Origin of the sequence: Kitasatospora sp. GP82, assembly GCF_029892105.1 — a bacterium.
Lineage (GTDB): Bacteria > Actinomycetota > Actinomycetes > Streptomycetales > Streptomycetaceae > Kitasatospora.
The window spans coordinates 199,021-219,032 of the sequence record NZ_JARZAJ010000004.1; the positions used below are offsets into that span (position 1 = coordinate 199,021).

The 20,012-nt window shown below is 72.0% G+C and carries 22 protein-coding genes; 5 read left to right on the forward strand and 17 right to left on the reverse strand.

Translation table 11 applies throughout. From position 1 onward, the window contains the following. Nucleotides 1-7 precede the first annotated feature (7 nt). The 3 genes from guaB to P3T39_RS05780 form a co-directional block, all read right to left on the reverse strand. Complete coding sequence (guaB, locus tag P3T39_RS05770; RefSeq protein ID WP_280696250.1) at nucleotides 8-1,510, reverse strand: IMP dehydrogenase; 1,503 nt, start codon at nucleotides 1,508-1,510, stop codon at nucleotides 8-10. A 285-nt stretch (nucleotides 1,511-1,795) separates the two neighbouring features. Beyond that, nucleotides 1,796-2,473, reverse strand: coding sequence for an RNA polymerase sigma factor ShbA (gene shbA / locus P3T39_RS05775; RefSeq protein WP_280696251.1), 678 nt, complete (start codon nucleotides 2,471-2,473; stop codon nucleotides 1,796-1,798). A gap of 305 nt (nucleotides 2,474-2,778) precedes the next feature. Further along, nucleotides 2,779-3,390: a response regulator transcription factor gene (locus P3T39_RS05780; protein WP_014136228.1), complete on the reverse strand. Its 612-nt coding sequence runs from the start codon at nucleotides 3,388-3,390 to the stop codon at nucleotides 2,779-2,781. Nucleotides 3,391-3,926: 536 nt separating this feature from the next. Here P3T39_RS05780 and P3T39_RS05785 point away from each other — a divergent pair. Beyond that, a complete protein-coding gene (locus tag P3T39_RS05785; protein WP_280696252.1) occupies nucleotides 3,927-4,253 on the forward strand; it encodes a WhiB family transcriptional regulator in 327 nt (108 codons plus the stop codon). Nucleotides 4,254-4,338: 85 nt separating this feature from the next. On the opposite strand, the gene P3T39_RS05790 is transcribed toward P3T39_RS05785, so the two are convergent. From P3T39_RS05790 to groES, 3 genes are all read right to left on the reverse strand, one after another. After that, nucleotides 4,339-5,337: a LysR family transcriptional regulator gene (locus P3T39_RS05790; RefSeq protein ID WP_280696253.1), complete on the reverse strand. Its 999-nt coding sequence runs from the start codon at nucleotides 5,335-5,337 to the stop codon at nucleotides 4,339-4,341. A 241-nt stretch (nucleotides 5,338-5,578) separates the two neighbouring features. Then, on the reverse strand, nucleotides 5,579-7,213 hold the full coding sequence (gene groL, locus P3T39_RS05795; RefSeq protein WP_280696254.1) for a chaperonin GroEL: 1,635 nt from the start codon (nucleotides 7,211-7,213) through the stop codon (nucleotides 5,579-5,581). A 95-nt stretch (nucleotides 7,214-7,308) separates the two neighbouring features. Further along, a complete protein-coding gene (gene groES / locus P3T39_RS05800; protein WP_280696255.1) occupies nucleotides 7,309-7,614 on the reverse strand; it encodes a co-chaperone GroES in 306 nt (101 codons plus the stop codon). 260 nt (nucleotides 7,615-7,874) lie between these two features. Between groES and P3T39_RS05805 the strand changes: the two genes are divergently transcribed. Continuing rightward, complete coding sequence (locus P3T39_RS05805; protein WP_280696256.1) at nucleotides 7,875-8,300, forward strand: DUF6234 family protein; 426 nt, start codon at nucleotides 7,875-7,877, stop codon at nucleotides 8,298-8,300. Between the two features lie 165 nt (nucleotides 8,301-8,465). Next, on the forward strand, nucleotides 8,466-9,656 hold the full coding sequence (locus P3T39_RS05810; RefSeq protein ID WP_280696257.1) for a class I SAM-dependent methyltransferase: 1,191 nt from the start codon (nucleotides 8,466-8,468) through the stop codon (nucleotides 9,654-9,656). On the opposite strand, the gene P3T39_RS05815 is transcribed toward P3T39_RS05810, so the two are convergent. From P3T39_RS05815 to tsaB, 5 genes are all read right to left on the reverse strand, one after another. Beyond that, entirely contained in the window at nucleotides 9,638-10,510 is an 873-nt protein-coding gene (locus P3T39_RS05815; RefSeq protein ID WP_280696259.1) for a polysaccharide deacetylase family protein, read from the reverse strand. The genes P3T39_RS05810 and P3T39_RS05815 overlap by 19 nt on opposite strands. Then, nucleotides 10,507-10,821: a hypothetical protein gene (locus tag P3T39_RS05820; RefSeq protein WP_280696260.1), complete on the reverse strand. Its 315-nt coding sequence runs from the start codon at nucleotides 10,819-10,821 to the stop codon at nucleotides 10,507-10,509. The genes P3T39_RS05815 and P3T39_RS05820 overlap by 4 nt, the downstream gene beginning before the upstream one ends. Beyond that, complete coding sequence (tsaD, locus tag P3T39_RS05825; protein WP_280696261.1) at nucleotides 10,818-11,900, reverse strand: tRNA (adenosine(37)-N6)-threonylcarbamoyltransferase complex transferase subunit TsaD; 1,083 nt, start codon at nucleotides 11,898-11,900, stop codon at nucleotides 10,818-10,820. Before tsaD ends, P3T39_RS05820 begins: the two co-directional genes overlap by 4 nt. After that, nucleotides 11,893-12,393 (reverse strand): ribosomal protein S18-alanine N-acetyltransferase, encoded by a 501-nt coding sequence (gene rimI, locus P3T39_RS05830; protein ID WP_280696378.1) that lies wholly within the window; start codon nucleotides 12,391-12,393, stop codon nucleotides 11,893-11,895. Before rimI ends, tsaD begins: the two co-directional genes overlap by 8 nt. A 143-nt stretch (nucleotides 12,394-12,536) precedes the next feature. Then, nucleotides 12,537-13,190 carry a tRNA (adenosine(37)-N6)-threonylcarbamoyltransferase complex dimerization subunit type 1 TsaB gene (tsaB, locus tag P3T39_RS05835; protein ID WP_280696262.1) on the reverse strand — a complete coding sequence of 218 codons (654 nt, stop codon included), beginning with the start codon at nucleotides 13,188-13,190 and terminating at the stop codon, nucleotides 12,537-12,539. A gap of 133 nt (nucleotides 13,191-13,323) precedes the next feature. On the opposite strand from tsaB, the gene P3T39_RS05840 reads away from it, so the two are divergent. Continuing rightward, nucleotides 13,324-13,935: a hypothetical protein gene (locus P3T39_RS05840; protein ID WP_280696263.1), complete on the forward strand. Its 612-nt coding sequence runs from the start codon at nucleotides 13,324-13,326 to the stop codon at nucleotides 13,933-13,935. A 51-nt stretch (nucleotides 13,936-13,986) separates the two neighbouring features. Here P3T39_RS05840 and P3T39_RS05845 read toward each other — a convergent pair whose 3' ends face one another. From P3T39_RS05845 to P3T39_RS05870, 6 genes are all read right to left on the reverse strand, one after another. After that, a complete protein-coding gene (locus P3T39_RS05845; RefSeq protein ID WP_280696264.1) occupies nucleotides 13,987-14,187 on the reverse strand; it encodes a hypothetical protein in 201 nt (66 codons plus the stop codon). A gap of 161 nt (nucleotides 14,188-14,348) precedes the next feature. Continuing rightward, a complete protein-coding gene (gene tsaE, locus P3T39_RS05850; RefSeq protein WP_280696265.1) occupies nucleotides 14,349-14,855 on the reverse strand; it encodes a tRNA (adenosine(37)-N6)-threonylcarbamoyltransferase complex ATPase subunit type 1 TsaE in 507 nt (168 codons plus the stop codon). A 52-nt stretch (nucleotides 14,856-14,907) separates the two neighbouring features. Beyond that, the gene (locus P3T39_RS05855; protein WP_280696379.1) at nucleotides 14,908-16,254 is read right to left on the reverse strand and encodes an alpha/beta hydrolase; all 1,347 of its coding nucleotides are present in this window, start codon (nucleotides 16,252-16,254) and stop codon (nucleotides 14,908-14,910) included. Between the two features lie 26 nt (nucleotides 16,255-16,280). Continuing rightward, complete coding sequence (alr, locus tag P3T39_RS05860) at nucleotides 16,281-17,480, reverse strand: alanine racemase (RefSeq protein ID WP_280696266.1); 1,200 nt, start codon at nucleotides 17,478-17,480, stop codon at nucleotides 16,281-16,283. A gap of 279 nt (nucleotides 17,481-17,759) precedes the next feature. Beyond that, nucleotides 17,760-19,271 carry an NAD(P)H-hydrate dehydratase gene (locus P3T39_RS05865; protein WP_280696267.1) on the reverse strand — a complete coding sequence of 504 codons (1,512 nt, stop codon included), beginning with the start codon at nucleotides 19,269-19,271 and terminating at the stop codon, nucleotides 17,760-17,762. 16 nt (nucleotides 19,272-19,287) lie between these two features. Then, on the reverse strand, nucleotides 19,288-19,695 hold the full coding sequence (locus P3T39_RS05870; RefSeq protein ID WP_280696268.1) for a holo-ACP synthase: 408 nt from the start codon (nucleotides 19,693-19,695) through the stop codon (nucleotides 19,288-19,290). Nucleotides 19,696-19,780: 85 nt separating this feature from the next. On the opposite strand from P3T39_RS05870, the gene cspE reads away from it, so the two are divergent. After that, nucleotides 19,781-19,990, forward strand: a complete 210-nt coding sequence (cspE, locus tag P3T39_RS05875; RefSeq protein WP_280696269.1) for a transcription antiterminator/RNA stability regulator CspE — start codon at nucleotides 19,781-19,783, stop codon at nucleotides 19,988-19,990. Nucleotides 19,991-20,012 lie beyond the last annotated feature (22 nt).

A 20,012-nucleotide genomic window follows, 5' to 3' on the forward strand; every position in this document is an offset into this window, starting at 1 on the left:
CGCACCGTCACCGGGTGGTGTAGTTCGGCGCCTCGACGGTCATCTGGATGTCGTGCGGGTGGCTCTCCTTCAGCCCCGCCGAGGTGATCCGGACGAACCGCCCCTTGGTCTGCATCTCCTCGATGGTGCCGGCGCCGACGTAGCCCATGGTCTGCCGCAGACCACCGACCAGCTGGTGCAGCACCGCACCCAGCGGACCCCGGTACGGCACCTGGCCCTCGATGCCCTCGGGCACGAGCTTGTCGTCCGAGGCCACCTCGGCCTGGAAGTACCGGTCCTTGGAGTACGAGCGACCCTGGCCGCGCGACTGCATGGCACCCAGCGACCCCATGCCGCGGTACGACTTGAACTGCTTGCCGTTGATGAACATCAGCTCACCCGGCGACTCCTCGCAGCCGGCCAGCAGCGAGCCGAGCATCACGGTGTCCGCACCGGCGCACAGCGCCTTGCCGATGTCGCCGGAGTACTGCAGGCCGCCGTCGCCGATCACCGGCACCCCGGCCGCCTGGCAGGCCAGCGAGGCCTCGTAGATGGCGGTGACCTGCGGGACGCCGATACCGGCAACCACGCGGGTGGTGCAGATGGAGCCCGGGCCGACACCGACCTTGACGCCGTCCACGCCCGCGTCGATCAGCGCCTGGGCACCGTCCCGGGTGGCGACGTTGCCGCCGATGACATCGACGCCGACGGCCGCCTTGATCTTGGCGATCCAGGCGAGCGCGTTGTGGCTGTGGCCGTGCGAGGTGTCCACGACCAGGAAGTCGACGCCCGCACCGACCAGGGCCTGGGCGCGGTCGAAGGCCTCTGCGGAGGCGCCGACGGCGGCACCGACCAGCAGACGGCCCTCGGCGTCCTTGGCCGCGTTCGGGTACTGCTCGGCCTTGACGAAGTCCTTGACGGTGATCAGGCCCTTGATCCGGCCCTCGTCATCGACCAGCGGCAGCTTCTCGATCTTGTGACGGCGCAGCAGGCCGATGGCCTCGTCGCCGGAGATGCCGACCTTGCCGGTGATCAGCGGCATCGGGGTCATGATCTCGCGGACCTGGCGGCTGCGGTCCGACTCGAAGGCCATGTCGCGGTTGGTGACGATGCCGAGCAGCTTGCCCTCGGGGTCGGCGACCGGAACACCGCTGATCCGGAACTTGGCACAGAGCGCATCGGCCTCGGCCAGCGTGGCCTCGGGGCCGACGGTGATCGGGTCGGCGACCATGCCGGACTCGGAGCGCTTGACCAGGTCGACCTGGTTGACCTGGTCCTCGATGGACAGGTTGCGGTGCAGCACGCCGACGCCGCCCTGGCGGGCCATCGCGATGGCCATCCGGGACTCGGTGACCTTGTCCATGGCCGCCGAGAGCAGCGGGATGTTGACCCGGACGTTGCGGGAGATCCGCGAGGACGTGTCCACCTCGTTCGGCAGCACCTCGGAAGCCCCGGGCAGCAGCAGGACGTCGTCGTACGTGAGCCCGAGCATGGCGAACTTCTCGGGTACGCCTGCGGCGTTATAAGACATGTGAGGGGGACCTTCCGTGGCGGGCCGTCGATCTGAATCCGCACCCGGTGAGGGGTTTCCGGGCGCGTAGCTCTCAGCTGGGCGGAGGATCGGCCGTCGTACGGCCATGGTCCGCCCGCGCACACCGGCTCAGGCTCAGGCCACCAGAACGCTCCGCACGCTTGGAGGAACCTCCAAGGGAACCTCGCACGCACCTACGAAACTTTGGGCGACCCGACCAGGCGCCGATACCCCATGGTACTGGTGTCCGGGGTATTGAATCGCGCCCCCTTGACAACGCTGGAGCTACGAGGACTCTTCCGCCAGCGCCCGAAGTCGGCTCAGCGCCCGGTGCTGGGCCACCCGGACGGCACCCGGCGACATGCCGAGCACCTCACCCGTCTCCTCCGCAGACAGCCCGGCGGCCACCCTCAGCAGCACGAGCTCGCGCTGCCTGGCGGGCAGGTTGGAGAGCAGTTCCTTGGCCCAGGCGGCGTCGCTGCTGAGCAGCGCCCGCTCCTCCGGGCCGAGCGCCTCGTCGGGAAGCTCCGGCAGGTCGTCGGGGGGGATCACGGTCGATCCCGGTCCGCGCATCGCGGCCCGCTGGAGGTCCGCGATCTTGTGCGCGGCGATCCCGTACACAAAGGCCTCGAACGGGCGGCCCTCATCCTTGTAGCGCGGCAGCGCACAGAGCACCGCGACGCAGACCTCCTGGGCCACATCGTCCACATGGTGCCGGGCGCCACCCGGCAGTCGGACCAGCCGGCCACGGCAGTAGCGCAGGGCGAGCGGGTGGACATAGGCGAGCAACGCATCAATCGCCGGACCCTCGCCGCGGACGGCGGCGGTCACCAGACCGCCCAACTGCGCCGAACCGCCGGTGCCGAGCACCGGCCGACGGGTCTCGCTGTCCTCCGGGTACGACTGATCGGTCGCGGGAGCACCGGGGGGTGGCTCTTCGGACCGGGCCTCGTCGTCGTACATCGGTCCATGGTGCCTTGTCGAGCCGGAAAACGCGGCACCGCGTCCGGAGTTGTGCATCGGAACGTTATGCACCGCACCGTTGTGCGTTGGCACCGTACGCACCGCGCCGCCTCCCGCCCCGCCCTCCGACTCCGCCACCGGGCCGGAGGGGCCCATTGTCGTTCCGCTCGCCGAGCCTCCTGCGGCCGCACTCGTCGCCGCAGTTCCTGTCCGCCGGTCCCCGAGGTGCTCCACTACTCCATGGTGCAGCCTCGGGACCTCAACGTCATACGTCTGAGCGATCGAAACAGCCGGGCGGCCCTCGCTCAGCGGACCAGGCCCCAGCGGAAGCCGAGGGCCACCGCGTGTGCCCGGTCCGATGCGCCCAGCTTCTTGAACAGGCGCCGGGCATGGGTTTTGACGGTGTCCTCGGAGAGGAAGAGCTCCCGGCCGATCTCCGCGTTGCTGCGGCCGTGGCTCATCCCCTCCAGCACCTGGATCTCACGCGCCGTCAGCGTGGGAGCCGCACCCATGTCGGGGCTGCGCAGCCGACGCGGGGCGAGCCGCCAGGTCGGGTCGGCGAGCGCCTGGGTGACGGTGGCCCGCAGCTCGGCCCGCGAGGCGTCCTTGTGCAGGTAGCCGCGGGCGCCGGCGGCGACCGCGAGGGCGACCCCGTCCAGGTCCTCGGCGACGGTGAGCATGATGATGCGCGCGCCCGGGTCGGCCGACAGCAGCCGCCGGACCGTCTCCACCCCGCCCAGGCCAGGCATTCGGACGTCCATCAGAACGAGATCGGAGCGGTCGGCCACCCAGCGGCGGAGTACCTCCTCACCGTTCGTCGCAGTGGTCACCCGGTCGACACCGGGCACCGTCGCCACCGCGCGGCGAAGCGCCTCCCTGGCGAGGGGTGAATCGTCGCAGACGAGTACGGATGTCATGACCGTCCTCCGCAGCTGATCCGCGTCACGTTGAGCCTCCTGGCTGGTTCGAACTCTCTCCGACACGGCCGATTGGCGACGGACTTCGTTCGGATCGCCGACTACCCCGCGATCGTTCCCGACGCCCAGCGCCCGCTAACCGCCTCCGCACAACCAACGACCGTCACTCGAATGAGTTACGGCCCTCAGGGCCATCTCCACCACTGTACGTGGCCAACCCATTACGGATCAGCTACCTCGCGGTGCACACGCCGCACTTTTGTGCTGCTCGCGCGCGGTCCGCGCACCACACGCGCGCCAGGATGCCCGCCCACGCCCCCGGCGCCACCCGGTTGCCACAGCGAGGCTCGCCAAACACCATGCCCCTGTTTGTCCGTTTTTATAGCTTCTGTACGGTCATTGACTGTTGTGTAACTCTGTGGGTGACTTGTCCCAGTGGTTGCCGTAAGTCATATTTCCAGGTGTCCATACCGGCCCATCGCAGCCTCGCCGAGCCGACGAGTCTCCCGGCGTCGAACCCTCGAAGGGAATGAGCCATGGCAGATTTCTCCCGCCTCCCCGGCCCCAACGCAGACCTCTGGGACTGGCAGCTCTCCGCCGCCTGCCGCGGCGTGGACAGTTCGCTCTTCTTCCACCCGGAGGGCGAGCGCGGGGCTGCGCGAAGCTCGCGCGAGGCAAGCGCCAAGGAGGTCTGCATGCGGTGCCCGGTGAGGGCCCAGTGCGCGGCACACGCGCTGGCCGTACGAGAGCCGTACGGCGTCTGGGGCGGGCTGACCGAGGACGAGCGCGAGGAACTGATGGGGCGTTCGCGCAACCGCCTGGTCGAGGCCCCGCTCGCTGCACCCACGACAGCGGGGCACTGACGGTCCGACACCTCGTGAAGAAACGTTTCTTCACGAGGCTTCCGCATGCCTCACGCCCTTACGAGGACCCCTCCCCGACCACCGGTCAGTCGACGACGGAACCCGAGAGCTGATCCAGCATCAGGGAGACGGCCGGTACCTCCGCAAGATCCGGCAGGGTCAGGGCGACCACCTGGCGGACGGCCGGATCACCGGTCGCCGCCCGCACCGGAACCGCCACCACACCCGCATGACGCACCGATCGCAGCGCGAGGCCGGGCAGCACCGCCACCCCGAGCCCGGCCGCCACCAGGCCGACCACCGCCGGGTAGTCGTCGGTGGCGAAGTCGATCCGGGGGTCGAAGCCCGCGGCGGCGCAGAGCTCCACCAGATGACCCCGGCACTGCGGGCAGCCCGCGATCCACTGTTCGGCTGCCAGTTCGGCCAGGTCCACCGGGCTGCTCTCGTCCCGTCCGGCCAGCGGGTGCCCGGCCGGGAGCAGGCCGACCAGCGGATCGTCCAGCAGCGGCCGGACCACCAGATCCGACCAGTCGTTGGCCGCCAGCGTGGCGGCGGCCTCCAGGGCCGCCTCGGCGCGGGCCTCGCGCGGCGAACTGTGCGCACTGGCGGGGAAGAGACCGCCCTGGGAGTCCGGGTAGCGGAAGGCCAGCGCGATCTCGCACTCACCGCCGCGCAGCATCGCCAGCGACTCCAGCGGCTCCGCCTCCACCAGCGACACACGCACGCCCGGATGGGCGCCCCGCAGCCGGGCGACGGCCGGCGGGACCAGGGTCGAGCTGGCGGTCGGGAAGGAGACCAGCCGTACCCGCCCGGCCCGCAGCCCGGCGATCGCGGCCACCTCCTCCTCGGCGGCACAGAGTCCGGCGAGGATGCCGGTGGCGTGCTTGAGCAGCACCTGGCCCGCCTCGCTCAGCTGCATGCCCCGCCCCGAGCGGACCACCAGCGGTGTGGCGACGGACTTCTCCAGAGCCTTCATCTGCTGGCTGACGGCGGGCTGGGTACAGCCGAGTTCGCGGGCGGCGGCGGAGAAGGAGCCGGTCCGGGCGACAGCACGCAGAACACGCAGATGGCGGGCCTCGATCATGCCTCAGTTATAAGGCAGACTTTGGCCATCGCAAAATTTTCCTGATGCTCGCCATGCTCACGCAATCGGCCGACCACTCAGGGGCGCAGGGCTCTGCCCGGGGGTACAACGTGTCCACCGCGCCCGGCTGACCGCAGTTGCATCCGACTTCGCGCGCACAGTGATCACCCTGGGGAGACGCCGGAGGCCCGGCACGCACCCCCAAGGGTACGGGCCGGGCCTCCGGTCACTGAGTCAGGCGTCAGTGGGAGTGGCCGTGGCCGTGCGAGTGGCCGTGGCCGCCACCGGCCTCCTCCTCTTCCTTCTTCTCCACCACGAGGGTCTCGGTGGTGAGCAGCAGGGAGGCGATGGAGGCGGCGTTCTCCAGGGCGGAGCGGGTGACCTTGACCGGGTCGATGACGCCGGCCTTCAGCAGGTCGCCGTACTCGCCGGTGGCGGCGTTGTAGCCGTGGCCGGCCTCCAGCTCGGCGACCTTGTGGGTGATGACGTAGCCCTCGAGGCCGGCGTTCTGGGCGATCCAGCGCAGCGGCTCGGCGAGCGCCTTGCGGACGACGGCGACACCGGTCGCCTCGTCGCCCGACAGGCCCAGGCCGCCGTCCAGCACCTTGGCGGCGTGGACGAGGGAGGCGCCGCCACCGGCGACGATGCCCTCCTCGACCGCGGCACGGGTCGCCGAGATGGCGTCCTCCAGGCGGTGCTTGCGCTCCTTGAGCTCCACCTCGGTGGCGGCGCCGACCTTGATGACGCAGACGCCGCCGGCCAGCTTGGCCAGGCGCTCCTGCAGCTTCTCGCGGTCCCAGTCCGAGTCGGTGACGGCGATCTCGGCCTTGATCTGGGCCACGCGGCCGGCCACGGCCTCGTGGTCACCGGCGCCGTCGACGACCGTGGTGTCGTCCTTGGTGATGGTGACGCGGCGGGCGCTGCCCAGCACGTCCAGACCGGCCTGGTCGAGCTTGAGGCCGACCTCCTCGGAGATGACGGTGGCACCGGTCAGGGTGGCCAGGTCGCCGAGGATGGCCTTGCGGCGGTCACCGAAGCCCGGGGCCTTGACGGCCACGGCGTTGAAGGTGCCACGGATCTTGTTCACCACGAGGGTGGAGAGCGCCTCGCCGTCCACGTCCTCGGCGATGATCAGCAGCGGCTTGGAGGCACCGCCCTGCAGGATCTTCTCCAGCAGCGGGAGCAGCTCCTGGATGGAGGAGATCTTGCCCTGGTTGATCAGGATGTACGGGTCCTCGAGGACCGCCTCCTGACGCTCCGCGTCGGTGACGAAGTACGGCGAGAGGTAGCCCTTGTCGAACTGCATGCCCTCGGTGAAGTCCAGCTCCACGCCGAAGGTGTTCGACTCCTCGACGGTGATGACACCGTCCTTGCCGACCTTGTCGATCGCCTCGGCGATCAGCTCGCCGACCTGGGTGTCCTGGGCGGACAGGGAGGCGACGGCGGCGACGTCGTCCTTGCCCTCGATCTCGCGGGCGACGGAGAGCAGGTGCTCGGAGACGGCGGCGACGGCCTTGTCGATGCCCTTCTTGAGGGCGGCCGGGCCGGCGCCGGCGGCGACGTTGCGCAGGCCCTCGTTGACCAGGGCCTGGGCGAGCACGGTGGCGGTGGTGGTGCCGTCACCCGCGACGTCGTTGGTCTTGGTGGCGACCTCCTTGACCAGCTGCGCGCCAAGGTTCTCGTACGGGTCGTCGAGCTCGACCTCGCGGGCGATGGTCACACCGTCGTTGGTGATGGTGGGGGCGCCGAACTTCTTGTCGATGACGACGTTGCGGCCCTTGGGGCCGATGGTCACCTTGACGGTGTCGGCCAGCTTGTTGACACCGCGCTCCAGCGAGCGGCGGGCGTCCTCGTCGAACTGCAGGATCTTCGCCATGGTTCCGTTCCCTAAGGTTTCTGCATACGTGAGCCAACAACCGCGCCCCGGGCTCCTGTCAGTGCTGACACGAATCCGGGGCGGGTCGGTACGTCTTACTTCTCGATGATCGCGAGGACGTCGCGGGCCGAGAGGACCAGGTACTCCTGGCCGTTGTACTTGACCTCGGTGCCGCCGTACTTCGAGTACAGGACGACGTCGCCGACGGTCACGTCGAGCGGAAGACGCTGGCCGTCCTCGAAGCGACCCGGGCCGACGGCCAGGACGACGCCCTCCTGGGGCTTCTCCTTGGCGGTGTCCGGGATAACCAGGCCGGAGGCCGTGGTGGTCTCGGCGTCGAGCGGCTGGACCACGATGCGGTCCTCGAGCGGCTTGATGGCAACCTTGCTGCTGGCGGTCACGTCCGAGCTCCCCTTCGGAGATTACGGGGTTGTTCTACAGGTCGGTGGCGATGTCTGCGGATCTGCCGTCGCGGGGGTCAGACACACTCCATCGCATTAGCACTCTCCCGGTGGGGAGTGCCAGGAACGACCATAGGCGGCCGTTAGCACTCAGTCAACCAGAGTGCCAACGGCGTGGCTCGGTATTCGGCAGAACTCGCCGCCGCACCCGAGTAGCCGTACGCATGTACGACCCACCCCGGCCGGAGCAGACTGCCGCCATGTCCGATCACGCGTCAGAACCGCCGCGCCTGCGCCGGGACAACGACTTCCTGGTCACCGGCGTGCTGCTCGCCGCCTTCGTGCCGGCCGGCGCCGTCGCCGCCGCCCTGCTGGTCCTCCGGACCTTCTTCCGGAACTGGCAGACGTCGGACGGCACCCTGCCCTTGCCGTACGACTGGCCCCCGGTGGTGACGTACTGGGGCTTCACCGCCGCCCTTCTGCTGGCCGCCGTGGTGACGGCCTGCTTCCGGCTGCGGATCGCCCCGGCCGCCATGGTGGTCGCACTCGTCATCCTGCTGGTTCTCGGTTCCGTCAACTACGGGTACGGCCACCGCCACGACGAGGAGCGCAGACCCCACCCGCTCCCGTCGAACCACCAGCCGTGCTACAGCGGCAGCGGCAGCGGCAGCGGCAAGTGCAACTGACCCCGGCCACAAGGAGGTTGACGACCCCTGCACGCCCGCGCCGGGCCGACGGCCAACACCGTCGCCGCCAGTCCGCACCGGGGAACGGGTACCGCCGCGGGTGAGCGGGGCAGCGCCCTCGACGGTGCCGGTCGTCGTCGCGCGCCGACCGAGGAGAATGGCCCCGTGGAGATCGAATCGTTCCGGGCCCTGCTGACCGACGAGGGCCGGGCGCTGCTGGCCGAGCTGCGCGACTTCAAGCCCGGCGAGGAGCTGGCGCTGGCCACCCGGCTGCGCCGTGACCACCCGGCCGGGCTGGTGTCGGCCGCGCTCGCCCAGGCACAGCTGCGGCAGCGGGCCAGGGCGAAGTTCCGCGAGCAGGCGGATGCGCTGTACTTCACGCCGAACGGCGTCGAGCAGGCGACCCGCCGCAGCGTGGCCGAGTGGCGCGCGCAGCGCTTCGCCGCGCTCGGGGTGCGCCGCCTGGCCGACCTGTGCTGCGGGATCGGCGGGGACGCGATCGCGCTGGCCCGCGTCGGCATCTCGGTGCTGGCGGTCGACCGCGACCCGCTGACCTGCGCCGTCGCCGAGGCGAACGCCGCAGCGCTGGGCCTGTCCGAGCTGATCGAGGTGCGCTGCGCGGATGTCACCGAGGTGGATGTGACCGGGTACGACGCGGTCTTCACCGACCCGGCGCGCCGTACCTCACGCGGCCGGGTCTTCGACCCGGAGGCGTACTCGCCGCCGCTCTCCTGGGCGATCGAGGCAGCCCGCCGTACGCCCTTCGGTGCACTGAAGATCGCGCCCGGCATCCCGCACGAGCTGGTCCCCGAGGGCGCCGAGGCCGAGTGGGTCTCGGACCACGGCGAGGTGAAGGAGGCGGCCATCTGGTTCGGCACCCGGGCCGCCCACCCGCACCGGGCGACCCTGCTTCCCGGCGACCGCACCCTGACCGGCGGCCTGCTGCCCGACCCCGCGGCCGGCCCGGTGCGCCGCTACCTCTACGAGCCGGACGGCGCGGTGATCCGGGCCCACCTGGTCGCCGAGGTGGCCGAGCAGATCGGCGGGACGCTGATCGACCCGATGATCGCCTACCTGACCTCCGACCGGCTGGTGGCGACCCCCTACGCGCACGCGTACGAGATCTCCGACGTCCTGCCCTTCAACGTGAAGAAGCTGAAGGCCCTGCTGCGCGAGCGCGGGGTCGGCACGGTGGTGATCAAGAAGCGCGGTATCGGCATCACCCCGGAGGAGCTGCGCCGCCAGCTCAAGCCCAGCGGGCCGAACGAGCTGACGGTGATCCTCAGCCGGACCGACCACGGCCCGCTGATGATGCTGGGCCGGCCGGTGACGGCCGCTCAGCCGGTGGGCGCCTGAATGTAGTCCTCCAGGCGGGCGACCGCGAAGCCCTGCTCCTGGATGCGGCTGAGCAGCTCGCCGAACATCTGGGTCATGGTCTCGCCCTTGAGCTCCGAGGGTCCGCGGAAGTGGGCGAGGATGATGTCGCCGGGCTTCAGCTTCTTGTCGCCGGACTGGTACTGCATGTCGTGGATCTGCATCGACTCCCGCCACAGCACCACGGCGCGCGGCCCGCACTCCTGCACCGCGGTGTTCAGCGTGGCGGTGTGCGCGCCGTCGCCGAACGGCGGGCGGAAGAGCAGCGGGGCCGTGCCGTACTGCTGGGTGAGCGCCGACTGGTCGTCGCAGACCTCGGACTTCTGCCTGGCCGCCGAGATCCTGCTCATCTGCGGGTGGTCCACGGTGTGGTTCTGGATGTGGTTGCCGAGGGCCTGGAGCGGCTTGAAGTAGCCGTAGTCGTTCTTGACGATGTCCTTGGTCAGGAACATCGAGATCGGCACCTTGAGGTCGGTGAGCATCTCGACGAACTTGGGGTCCTTCTCGGCCCCGTCGTCGATGGTGACGAAGACGACCTTGTCCTTGGTCGGCACCTCGCTGAAGACCGGCACCGTGCCGGTCCTGGCCAGCTTGATCGGCTTGTCGGCCGGCGCGGCGGGCGCCTGCGGCAGCGGCTTGAGGCCCCACTTCGACCACGCCGCGGTCTGCGGCGCGCCCGGGGAATCGGAGGCCTGGGGTGCGGCGGAGGCCTGGGCCGTCGGGGCCGCCGGGCTCTCGGGTGCGGCGGCCTTGCCGCCACCGCCGCCGCTGCTGCACCCCGTGACCGACAGCAGCAGTACCGCCGCCCCGGCCGCGTACGTCCTGAAGTTCCTCACCGCGCCGCGCTCCCAGTCCTTGTCCGCCCAACACTCACAGGGACGTCACGCTGTTCCACGTGGTTGCTGGTGAAGCTCCAGCGGTGCACCGGGCGCGAGAGCAGTTCGGCGGGCGGGTCGGGGACGGGGGACGGCTCCGCCGTCCACCAGGTGATCAGCAGCACCCGGTCCCCCGGGGCGGTGAACACCTCCGTACGGGCCGGACCGGCCGAGCCGCGCAGCGCGGGCAGGGCGGCGTCGTGCACCCAGCGGTAGAGTTCGCCGCCCCGGCCCTCGGCCGCCCTGGCCTCCCACATCTGCGCGACGGTCACGACTGAAGCGCCCGGTGCGCGGCGGAGTGCAGGTCGGTGTGCGGCACCGAGACCTCGGTGACCGGCAGCGAGGAGTCGGCGGAGAGGTCGAAGGCGGACGGCGCCCGGTCGCGCCAGACCATCTCGGCACCGAGCGCGGCGACCATCGCGCCGTTGTCGGTGCACAGGCCCGGACGCGGCACCCGCAGCACGATGCCCGCCTTGTCACAGCGCTGCTGGGCCATCTCGCGCAGCCGCGAGTTGGCCGCCACACCGCCGCCGATCATCAGATGGTCGACACCGTTGGCCTTGCACGCCTTGACGGCCTTGCGGGTGAGCACATCGGTGACGGCCTCCTGGAAGGAAGCGGCGACATCGGCGATCGGCACGCTCTCGCCCGCCCGGCGCCTGGCCTCGACCCAGCGGGCGACGGCCGTCTTGAGGCCGGAGAAGGAGAAGTCGTACTCGGGGTCCTTGGGGCCGCTCAGACCGCGCGGGAAGGCGATCGCCCTCGGGTCGCCCTCGCGGGCCTTGCGGTCCACCACCGGGCCGCCGGGGAAGCCGAGGCCGAGCACCCGGGCGACCTTGTCGAAGGCCTCGCCCGCCGCGTCGTCGATGGTGGCGCCGAGCGGGCGGACATCGGTGGTGATGTCGGCGCTGAGCAGCAGCGAGGAGTGGCCGCCGGAGACCAGCAGGGCCATCGTGGGCTGCGGCAGCCGGCCGTGCTCCAGCTGGTCCACGCAGATGTGCGAGGCGAGGTGGTTGACCCCGTACAGCGGCTTGTCCAGCGCCCACGCGTACGCCTTGGCCGCGCTCACGCCGACCAGCAGCGCCCCGGCGAGGCCGGGACCTGCGGTGACGGCGATGCCGTCCAGGTCGGACGCCTTGATCCCGGCGGTGTCCAGGGCGCGCCGAATGGTCGGGACCATCGCCTCCAGGTGCGCCCGGCTGGCGATCTCGGGGACGACGCCGCCGAAGCGGGCGTGGTCGTTGACGCTGGAGGCGACCGCGTCGGCGAGCAGGGTGGTCCCCCGGACGATGCCGACTCCGGTCTCGTCGCAGGAGGTCTCGATACCGAGGACGAGCGGTTCGTCAGCCATGCTCAGGTTCCTTCACGTCGTACTGCGGGACGTCCTGCTGCGGGGCGTCCTCCTGCGGGTTGTCGAGACGCATGACCAGTGCGTCCACATTGGCGGGCTGGTAGTAGCCGCGCCGGATGCCGACCGGCTGGAAGCCGAAGCGCTCGTAGAGGCGCTGGGCGCGCGGGTTGTCCACCCGTACCTCCAGCAGCAGCTCGGCGCAGTCCCGGCGGGCGGCTTCCGCGATCAGATCGGCCAGCAGAGCGCTGCCGAGGCCGGTGCCCTGGTGGCCGGGTTCGACCGCGATGGTCTGGACATCGCCCTCACCGGAGACCACCATCAGCCCTGCGTAGCCGACGATGGCGCCGTCGGGCGTGGTGGCGACGGTGTAGTGGCGGGTGCCGCCGGGACGGACCTCGGCCAGCTCGGACCAGTACATCCCGTGCGACCAGGCGTCTTCGGGGAAGAGCCGGAGTTCCAGCTCCATCACCGGGTCGATGTCCCACCAGCGCATCGGCCGGAGGGCCACCGCACGGCGGCGCCGATCGGTGGGCTCGATCCGGTCGCCGGTCGGCCGATCGGTGAGCTCGCTGCCGGGCCGATCGGTGAGCTCGCTACGCTCGCTGCCGGGCCGATCGGTGAGCTCGCTACGCTCGCTCACGCCGGCAGCACCGCCTTGTAGCCCGCAGGCACCTGGGCGTCCGGCCGGCGCAGGTAGAGCGGGACATTGGGCAGCAGTTCGCGCCCGGCGGCCAGCTCGGTGGCGGCGAAGTCCGCGAGCGCACCGGCCGAGACGTGTTCGGGCCCCTGCGCGTGGGGGAAGGTGTCGGGGTAGAGCAGCGCTCCGGCGCCGACCGAGCGAGCCTCGGGGGCCAGTTCGGCAGGGCGGTCCACGGCGGGGCCCTGCACCCGGATGCCGGAGTCGTCGTACGAGGCCCAGTAGACCTCCTTGCGACGCGCGTCGGTGGCAACCGTGAACGGTCCGGTGAGGCCCTCGGCACGGGCCTGGTGGGCGATGGCGTCCAGGGTGCAGACACCGTGGACGGGCACCCCGAGCGCGTCTCCGAGCGCGGCGGCGGTGACCAGGCCGACCCGCAGACCGGTGTAGGGGCCCGGGCCGACACCGACCGCGATGGCGGTCAGCCGGTGCTTGTCGACGCCTGCGGTGCGCAGCACCTCTTCCACGGCAGGGAGCAGCAGCTCGCCATGCCTTCTGGCGTCGACCTGGAAGGTCTCGGCGAGGACGGCCGTGCCGTCGTGGACGGCGGCGGTGACGGCGGGGGTTGCGGTGTCGAACGCGAGCAGCAGCACGGGGTCAAGGTTAGAGGGTCGCCGGGGTCGACATTTCGTACTGGTTCGGAACACACGTCCGGATCGGTCCGGTGCAGCCCGACAGACCTGGCACGATGGGCCCGGACAGCATGAGGCGGCGATCGGAGCGCACGTGGCGAACACGCGTCCTGGAGTGGTGGTCACCGGCCTGACCGTCGGTGCCCTGGCGGTGGTCGGCCTGCTGGCGTTCCAGGCCAACGGCGCGGAGACCAGGGCCATTGCCGCCAAGCCGTCGGCGAGCACCAGTGCCGGCACCGGTGCCGGCACCGGCACCACGACCGCCCCGGCCGCCGGCGCCGCCCCCACCCCTCCCCCGCTGCCCGCCACCTCGGGCACCGGCCGCCGGGTGGTGTACTCGCTCGGCAGCAACTCGGTCTGGCTGGTGGACCCGAGGAAGACGCCGCCGGTCCAGGCGGCCTTCAAGGTCACCCCGGGGACGGCCGAGCCGAGCCCCGGCAACTACAGCGTCTACAGCCGCACGGCTTCGACCACCGGCACCGACGGCGTGCAGATCGAGCACGTGGTGCGCTTCAGCCAGCAGAGCGGGACGGTCTTCGGCTTCAGCGCCGCCGTGAACGGCGGGACGGTCACCCCGAGCGCCTCGCCGTCCGCCACCGCGGACGCGGGCAGGCTGAAGACCGGCGGCATCCGCTCCAGCCGGACCGACGGCCAGACACTGTGGGACTTCGCCCCGACCGGCACCAAGGTCGTCGTGATCCCGTAGCCCCGGGACCGCCGGATCCCCCCCGGGGGGGATGTGGCGGCGGGCTGCGGCCTACGCGGCCTTCGGGGTGTGGGCGGGAGGCTTCGCCGACTTGGCGTCCGCCTCCGGCTTCGGCGGGGTGGACACGGCGGCGGCGGCCGCGCAGGCGGCCAGCAACGTACGCATCGGGACCGCCGGGCCGTCCTCGGCGGGGCAGTCATCCGGAACCCGCCGGTGCGGGGTGGGCTTGGCGGCGGGGGTGGTGCTCGACATGGCGCCTCCCTAGTTAGGCAGACCTAACCGCAGCACCATCCCACCATGCCGGAGGGCCCGGCCGCAACACTTTGCCGACGCCCTGTCGGAAACCTCCCTCGTACGTGCGACCGCCTTCACTCGATCCGGTGATGGAATCCGGTGGGACCGGGCCGTTCGGCTCAGGCCGGCTCGACAGCCAGGGCCGAGAGATCGACGGCCGCCCAGCGCTCGCCGAGACCGGTCACCGTCACCCGGCGCGGGTCCGAATCGTCCTCGGCCGTGCCGCCGATCGCCCGCTCGATCCGGACTTCCAGCCGGTCCTCGGTCAGCTGCTCGACCTTGCCCTCGCCCCACTCGACCACGATCACCGACTCGGGCAGCGAGACGTCCAGGTCGAGGTCCTCCATCTCGTCCAGTCCGCCGCCCAGCCGGTAGGCGTCCACGTGCACCAGCGCGGGACCACCGGTCAGCGAGGGGTGCACCCGGGCGATCACGAAGGTCGGCGAGGTCACCGCGCCCCGTACGCCGAGGCCCTCGCCCAGGCCGCGGGTCAGGGTGGTCTTCCCGGCGCCCAGCTCGCCGGAGAGCAGCACCAGGTCACCCGCCCTGAGCAGCGCGGCGAGGTCCCGGCCGAGCCGGTTCATCCGCTCGGGGGAGGCAACAGTGATGGCGGTCTGCGAGCCCATCGGGGTCACGGATTCCTTCCGGGGGTGTTCGACCGGCTGGTGCCGGTGACGGTCAGGCTTCGGGGTCGCCGTCCGACCCGGCCAGGTCGCGGACGGCCTGCGGCAGCGGAGCCGCGCCGATGTGCTCGACGGCCCGCCCGAGCAGCCCGGCGAGGCGCTGGTCCACCAGCTCCGGGCGTTCCAGCATCACCAGGTGGCCGGCGTCCTGGACCAGCACCAGCTCGGCCTCGGGCAGCTCCCGGGCGATCGCCTCACTGTGCTCGGGCGGCGTGAGCAGGTCCTTGGTACCGGCCAGGACGAGGGTCGGGATGCCCCGCAGTGCGACCAGGGCCTCGGTCTTCTCGTGGGCGCCGAAGGCCGGGTAGAACTCGGCCACCACGTCGATCGGGGTGGCGTCCAGCAGCTGCTCGGCGAACCGGATCACGGCCGGGTCCACATCCTTCGTCCCGAAGGAGAACCTGCGGTACAGCACACCCGTCAGGTCCGAGCCCAGGCGGCGGGTGGCCTCCACCAGCTCGACCTGGCGGCCCAGCAGTCTCACCACCCCGGGGGCGAGGCGGCGCAGCAGTTTGGCACCGGCGGCGGGCAGCCCGAGGGTGACGGAGTTCCAGTTGCCCGCCAGCGTGCCGATCAGGGCGACCCCGGCGACGCGGTCGCGGAACAGCTCGGGGTACTGGTCGGCCAGTGCCATCACGGTCATGCCGCCCATCGAGTGGCCGACCAGGACGATCGGGCCCTCGGGGGCGACGGCGTCCACGACCGCCTTGAGGTCGCCGCCCAGCTGGTCGATGGAGGACGCCTCCCCCGCCAGGAAGGAGCGGGAGCGCTCGGAGCGGCCGTGGCTGCGCTGGTCCCAGAAGACCAGCCGCATGCCCTCGCGCAGTGCGGCGCGCTGGAAGTGCCAGCTGTCCTGGCTGAGGCAGTAGCCGTGGCAGAAGATCACGGTGACCGCCGCGCCCGGGGTCTCGGGGGCCGCCGCGCCGAAGCTGCGGCGGTTGGCGGCCCGCACCAGCGCGCCGGAGCCCGCCAGTACGCCCGGCAGCCCCGTCCGGTCGACGTGGTTCTCGCCGCGCATGCGGGAGAACCAGCCCCGCCCGCCTCTGCCGTCCTCCGGGTGCACCTGGACGGGGCCGGCCCAGCCGGTGCCGTCCAGCTCCACGTACAGCTCGGTGCCGTCCGGGGCCGCCACCGTGCGCGGGCGGCCGCGCAGCGAACCGTACGGGGCGGCGGCGTCCAGCTCCTGCCGCGCCCGGCGGCGCATCGTACGGCCGACCGTCAGCCGTTCTATCGCCACCCCGGCGGCGGCACCGGCCGCGACCACGCCGACCGAGATACCGATCAGCCCGGCCCGGCTCACCCCGGCCGAGGCCGACTCGGCGGCCTTCGCCACGGCGGCCACCGGGTTGCGGCTGACGGTCGGCTCACTCACGGCAGCAGACCCGTGCCCTGCGAGCCGCCGAGATAGCGGCGCGGTACCCGGGCGCCGATCCGGGTGACGATCTCGTACGCGATGGTGCCGCAGGCCAGCGCCCAGTCCTCGGCCGTCGGCCCGCCGTGCTCGCCGTTGCCGAAGAGCAGCACCTCCTCGCCGACCTCGGGCGTGTCACCGCCGAGATCCACGACGAACTGGTCCATCGCCACCCGGCCCGCGACGATCCGCCACTTGCCGCCCACCTGCACCGGACCGGTGCCGCTGGCGTGGCGCGGGATGCCGTCGGCGTAACCGACCGGGACGAGGCCCAGGGTGGTCTCGCCGGGGGTCGTGTAGTGGTGCCCGTAACTGACACCGTGGCCGCCCGGCACCGACTTCACCAGCGCAAGGCGGGTCCTCAGCGCCATCACGGGGCGCAGCCCGAAGTCGGCCGGCGAGCCGACCTCGGGAACGGGCGACAGCCCGTACATCGCCAGGCCCGTACGGACCAGGTCGTAGTGCGACTGCGGCAGCAGCAGCGTCGCCGGGGAGTTGGCGAAGTGCCGCACCTCCGGGCGCGCCCCGGCGCTCTCGGCGTAGGCCAGGGCTGCGGAGAAGCTGTCCAGCTGCGCCTGGATGGACGGGTGGCCCGGCTCATCCGCCGCCGCGAAGTGCGACCAGATGCCCACCACCCGGATCAGGCCCTCCGCCTCGGCGCGCAGTGCCTGAGCCACCAGTTCGGGCCACTCGCGCGGCTGGCAGCCGTTGCGGCCCAGGCCGGTGTCGGCCTTCAGGTGCACCCGGGCGCTGATGCCGGTCGCGCGGACCGCCGCCAGCAGCTCGTCCAGGGCCCACTGGCCGCTCACCGAGATGTCCAGCTCGGCGCGGAGCGCCTGCTGCCAGGGGCCGCCCGGGGTCCAGAGCCAGCACAGCACGCGCGCCTGGTCCGGGCCGATCCCCGCCGCGCGCAGCGCCAGCGCCTCCTCCGGCGTCGCCGTACCCAGCCAGTTCACGCCGGCCGCGACGGCCTCGCGGGCACACCGCACCGCGCCGTGGCCATAGGCATCCGCCTTGACCACCGCCATCAGTGCAGGGCCGTCGGTGCGGTCGCGCAGCGCAGCCAGGTTCCCGCGCAGGGCGGCCAGATCAATGGTCGCCTCGGCCCGGGCCCCATGGGTGAGCAGGGCCGTACCGGTCGTGTTCGCAGTTGTCATCGCGTATCAGTCTCCCAGACCCGCCCGGCGCCCCCGGCGGACCCCTCGTCGACGCGGCGGCAGAACCTCTGGAGACGCGTAGATCCACCGCAAGGTTCCCCCTGTCCACCGAACGGATGACCCCGGGATGAGCACCCGGGAGGAACCTGCGCGACCAGAGATGACCAAGAGCTGCGGCAGTGCACGGCTGGTCGCGCACGCAGTTGATCGAGCGGAGCCTCGCACCCCCCAGGGACTGCCCGGCTGACGACGGATGCGTACCCGGCCCATCGGCCCGGCTCAGGCCCCGGCCGACGTCCGTACGGTCCGCCACGCCGCGGGCAGTGCGGCGGCGACGTCCAGCGCGGTGGCCGGGGCGCCGCCGGCGGCGGCCTCGCGACCTGCGAGACCGTGCAGGTAGGCGGCGGCCGAGGCGGCGTCGAGCGGACCGAGCCCGGCAGCGAGCAGGGAACCCGCCAGCCCGGAGAGGACGTCGCCGCTGCCCGCCGTGGCCAGCCAAGGGGTGCCGGTCGGGTTGACCCGTACCTCCCCGTCGGGCGTGGCGATCACCGTCGTGGAGCCCTTGAGCAGCACCGTCGCCCCGTACGCCCCGGCCAGCCGCCGCACGGTGGCAAGCCGGGCAGCGGCCAACTCCTCGGCCGCAGGTGGTGCACCCCCGCCCCGCACACCGGACACCTCCGCCCCCACGGACGTCACCGGGTCACCGTCCCCGCCCGCGCGCGCCAGCAGGCGGGCGGCTTCGCCCGTGTGCGGGGTGAGCAGGGTGGGTGCGGTGCGACCGGCCAGGGCGGTGGGGCCCAGGCGGGCGAGTTCGGTGAGGCCGTCGGCGTCCACCAGGACCGGGACCTGGCTCGCCAGTGCCTCCTCCAGCGCCCGTGCGGCCCCGTCGCCGGAACCCGGTCCGACCACCCATGCCTGCACCCGCCCGGCCCCGGCGGGGCCGCCCTCGGTGACCAGTGTCTCCGGGAAGCGCCGGACGACCTCCTCGGCCGCCGTGCCCACGTACCGCACCGCGCCCGCGCCGCCCCGCAGCGCACCCGCCACCGCCAGCAGCGCAGCCCCGGGGTACCGCGCCGACCCAGCCGCGACTCCGACGACCCCGCGCCGGTACTTGTCGCTCTCCGCCGACGGCACCGGCAGCAGCGCGGCCAGATCGCGGTGCTGAAGCGCCGTCACGGCGGGGCTTGGCGGTGTCAGCCCGATGTCCACCAGCTGCAGCGCGCCCGCGTACGAAGCGCCGGGGTCGATCAGCAGCCCCGGCTTGTAGGTGCCGAAGCACACCGTCACATCCGCCCGCAGCGCGGCCCCCGGCACTTCGCCGCTGTCCGGGTCCACCCCGCTCGGTACGTCCACGGCGACGAGCACGCCGCGCCGCTCGGCGCTCACGTACGGCTGTGCCTCGGGCCGCAGCCCGCCCCGGCCGCCGATGCCGACGATCCCGTCGAGTACCAGGTCGGCTCGCCCGAACTCCGCCCGATCGGCCGTCACCCGGCCGCCGGCCGCCCGCAGCGCGGCGAGGGCGTCCGCGTGCGCCCGCTCCGGCCTGAGCAGGATCGCGCTCACCGCCGCGCCGCGCCGGGCCAGCCGGGCCCCCGCATAGAGGGCGTCGCCGCCGTTGTCGCCGCTGCCCGCGAGCACCACGACGCGGCTGCCGTACACCCGTCCGAGGAGCCGGGCACAGGTTGCGGCCAGTCCGGCAGCGGCACGTTGCATCAGGGCGCCCTCCGGAAGGCGGGCCATCAGTTCGGCCTCCGCTGCCCGTACTTGCTCGACCGTATGTGCCTGGCGCACGACGCCCTCCCCGGGCTCAGCCTTCAGCGATCACTACCGCCGACGCTACGCCCGCGTCGTGGCTGAGCGATACGTGCCACGAGGTCACACCCAGCTCGGCCGCCCGTGCCGCGACCGTGCCGCTGACCCGCAGCACCGGGCGCCCGGAGTCCTCGGTGTGCACCTCGGCGTCCGTCCAGCACAGTCCGCGCGGCGCGCCCAGCGCCTTGGCCAGCGCCTCCTTCGCCGCGAACCGTGCGGCCAGGGAGGCCGCCCCGCGCCGCTGCCCGGACGGCAGCAGCAGCTCCGCCTCGGTGAACAGCCGCTCCACCATGCCGGGTGTACGCGCCAACGACGCCTCGAACCGACCGATCTCCGCGATGTCGATACCGACCCCGATGATCACCCTGCGACTCCTTGCCTCGATTATTCGGATCACTGACATAGAAGCCGACGCCTGGGAAAGGATGGCTACCAGCGGTTCAGGGGTGCCGCACCAAGCGCATCCCCGTCGAGTGAGGAAAGTACCGATGTCAAAGCTCAAGGGTCAGGTCAAGTGGTTCAACGAGTCCAAGGGGTTCGGCTTCATCACCCCCGCTGACGGCAGCAAGGACGTCTTCGTCCACTTCAGCGCGATCCAGGGCAACGGCTTCAAGACCCTTGCGGAAGGCCAGAACGTGGAGTTCGAGATCCAGGACGGCCAGAAGGGCCCGTCAGCCGTCAACGTGACCGCAATCTAGCCGGTGTGCGAAAGGCCCGCCC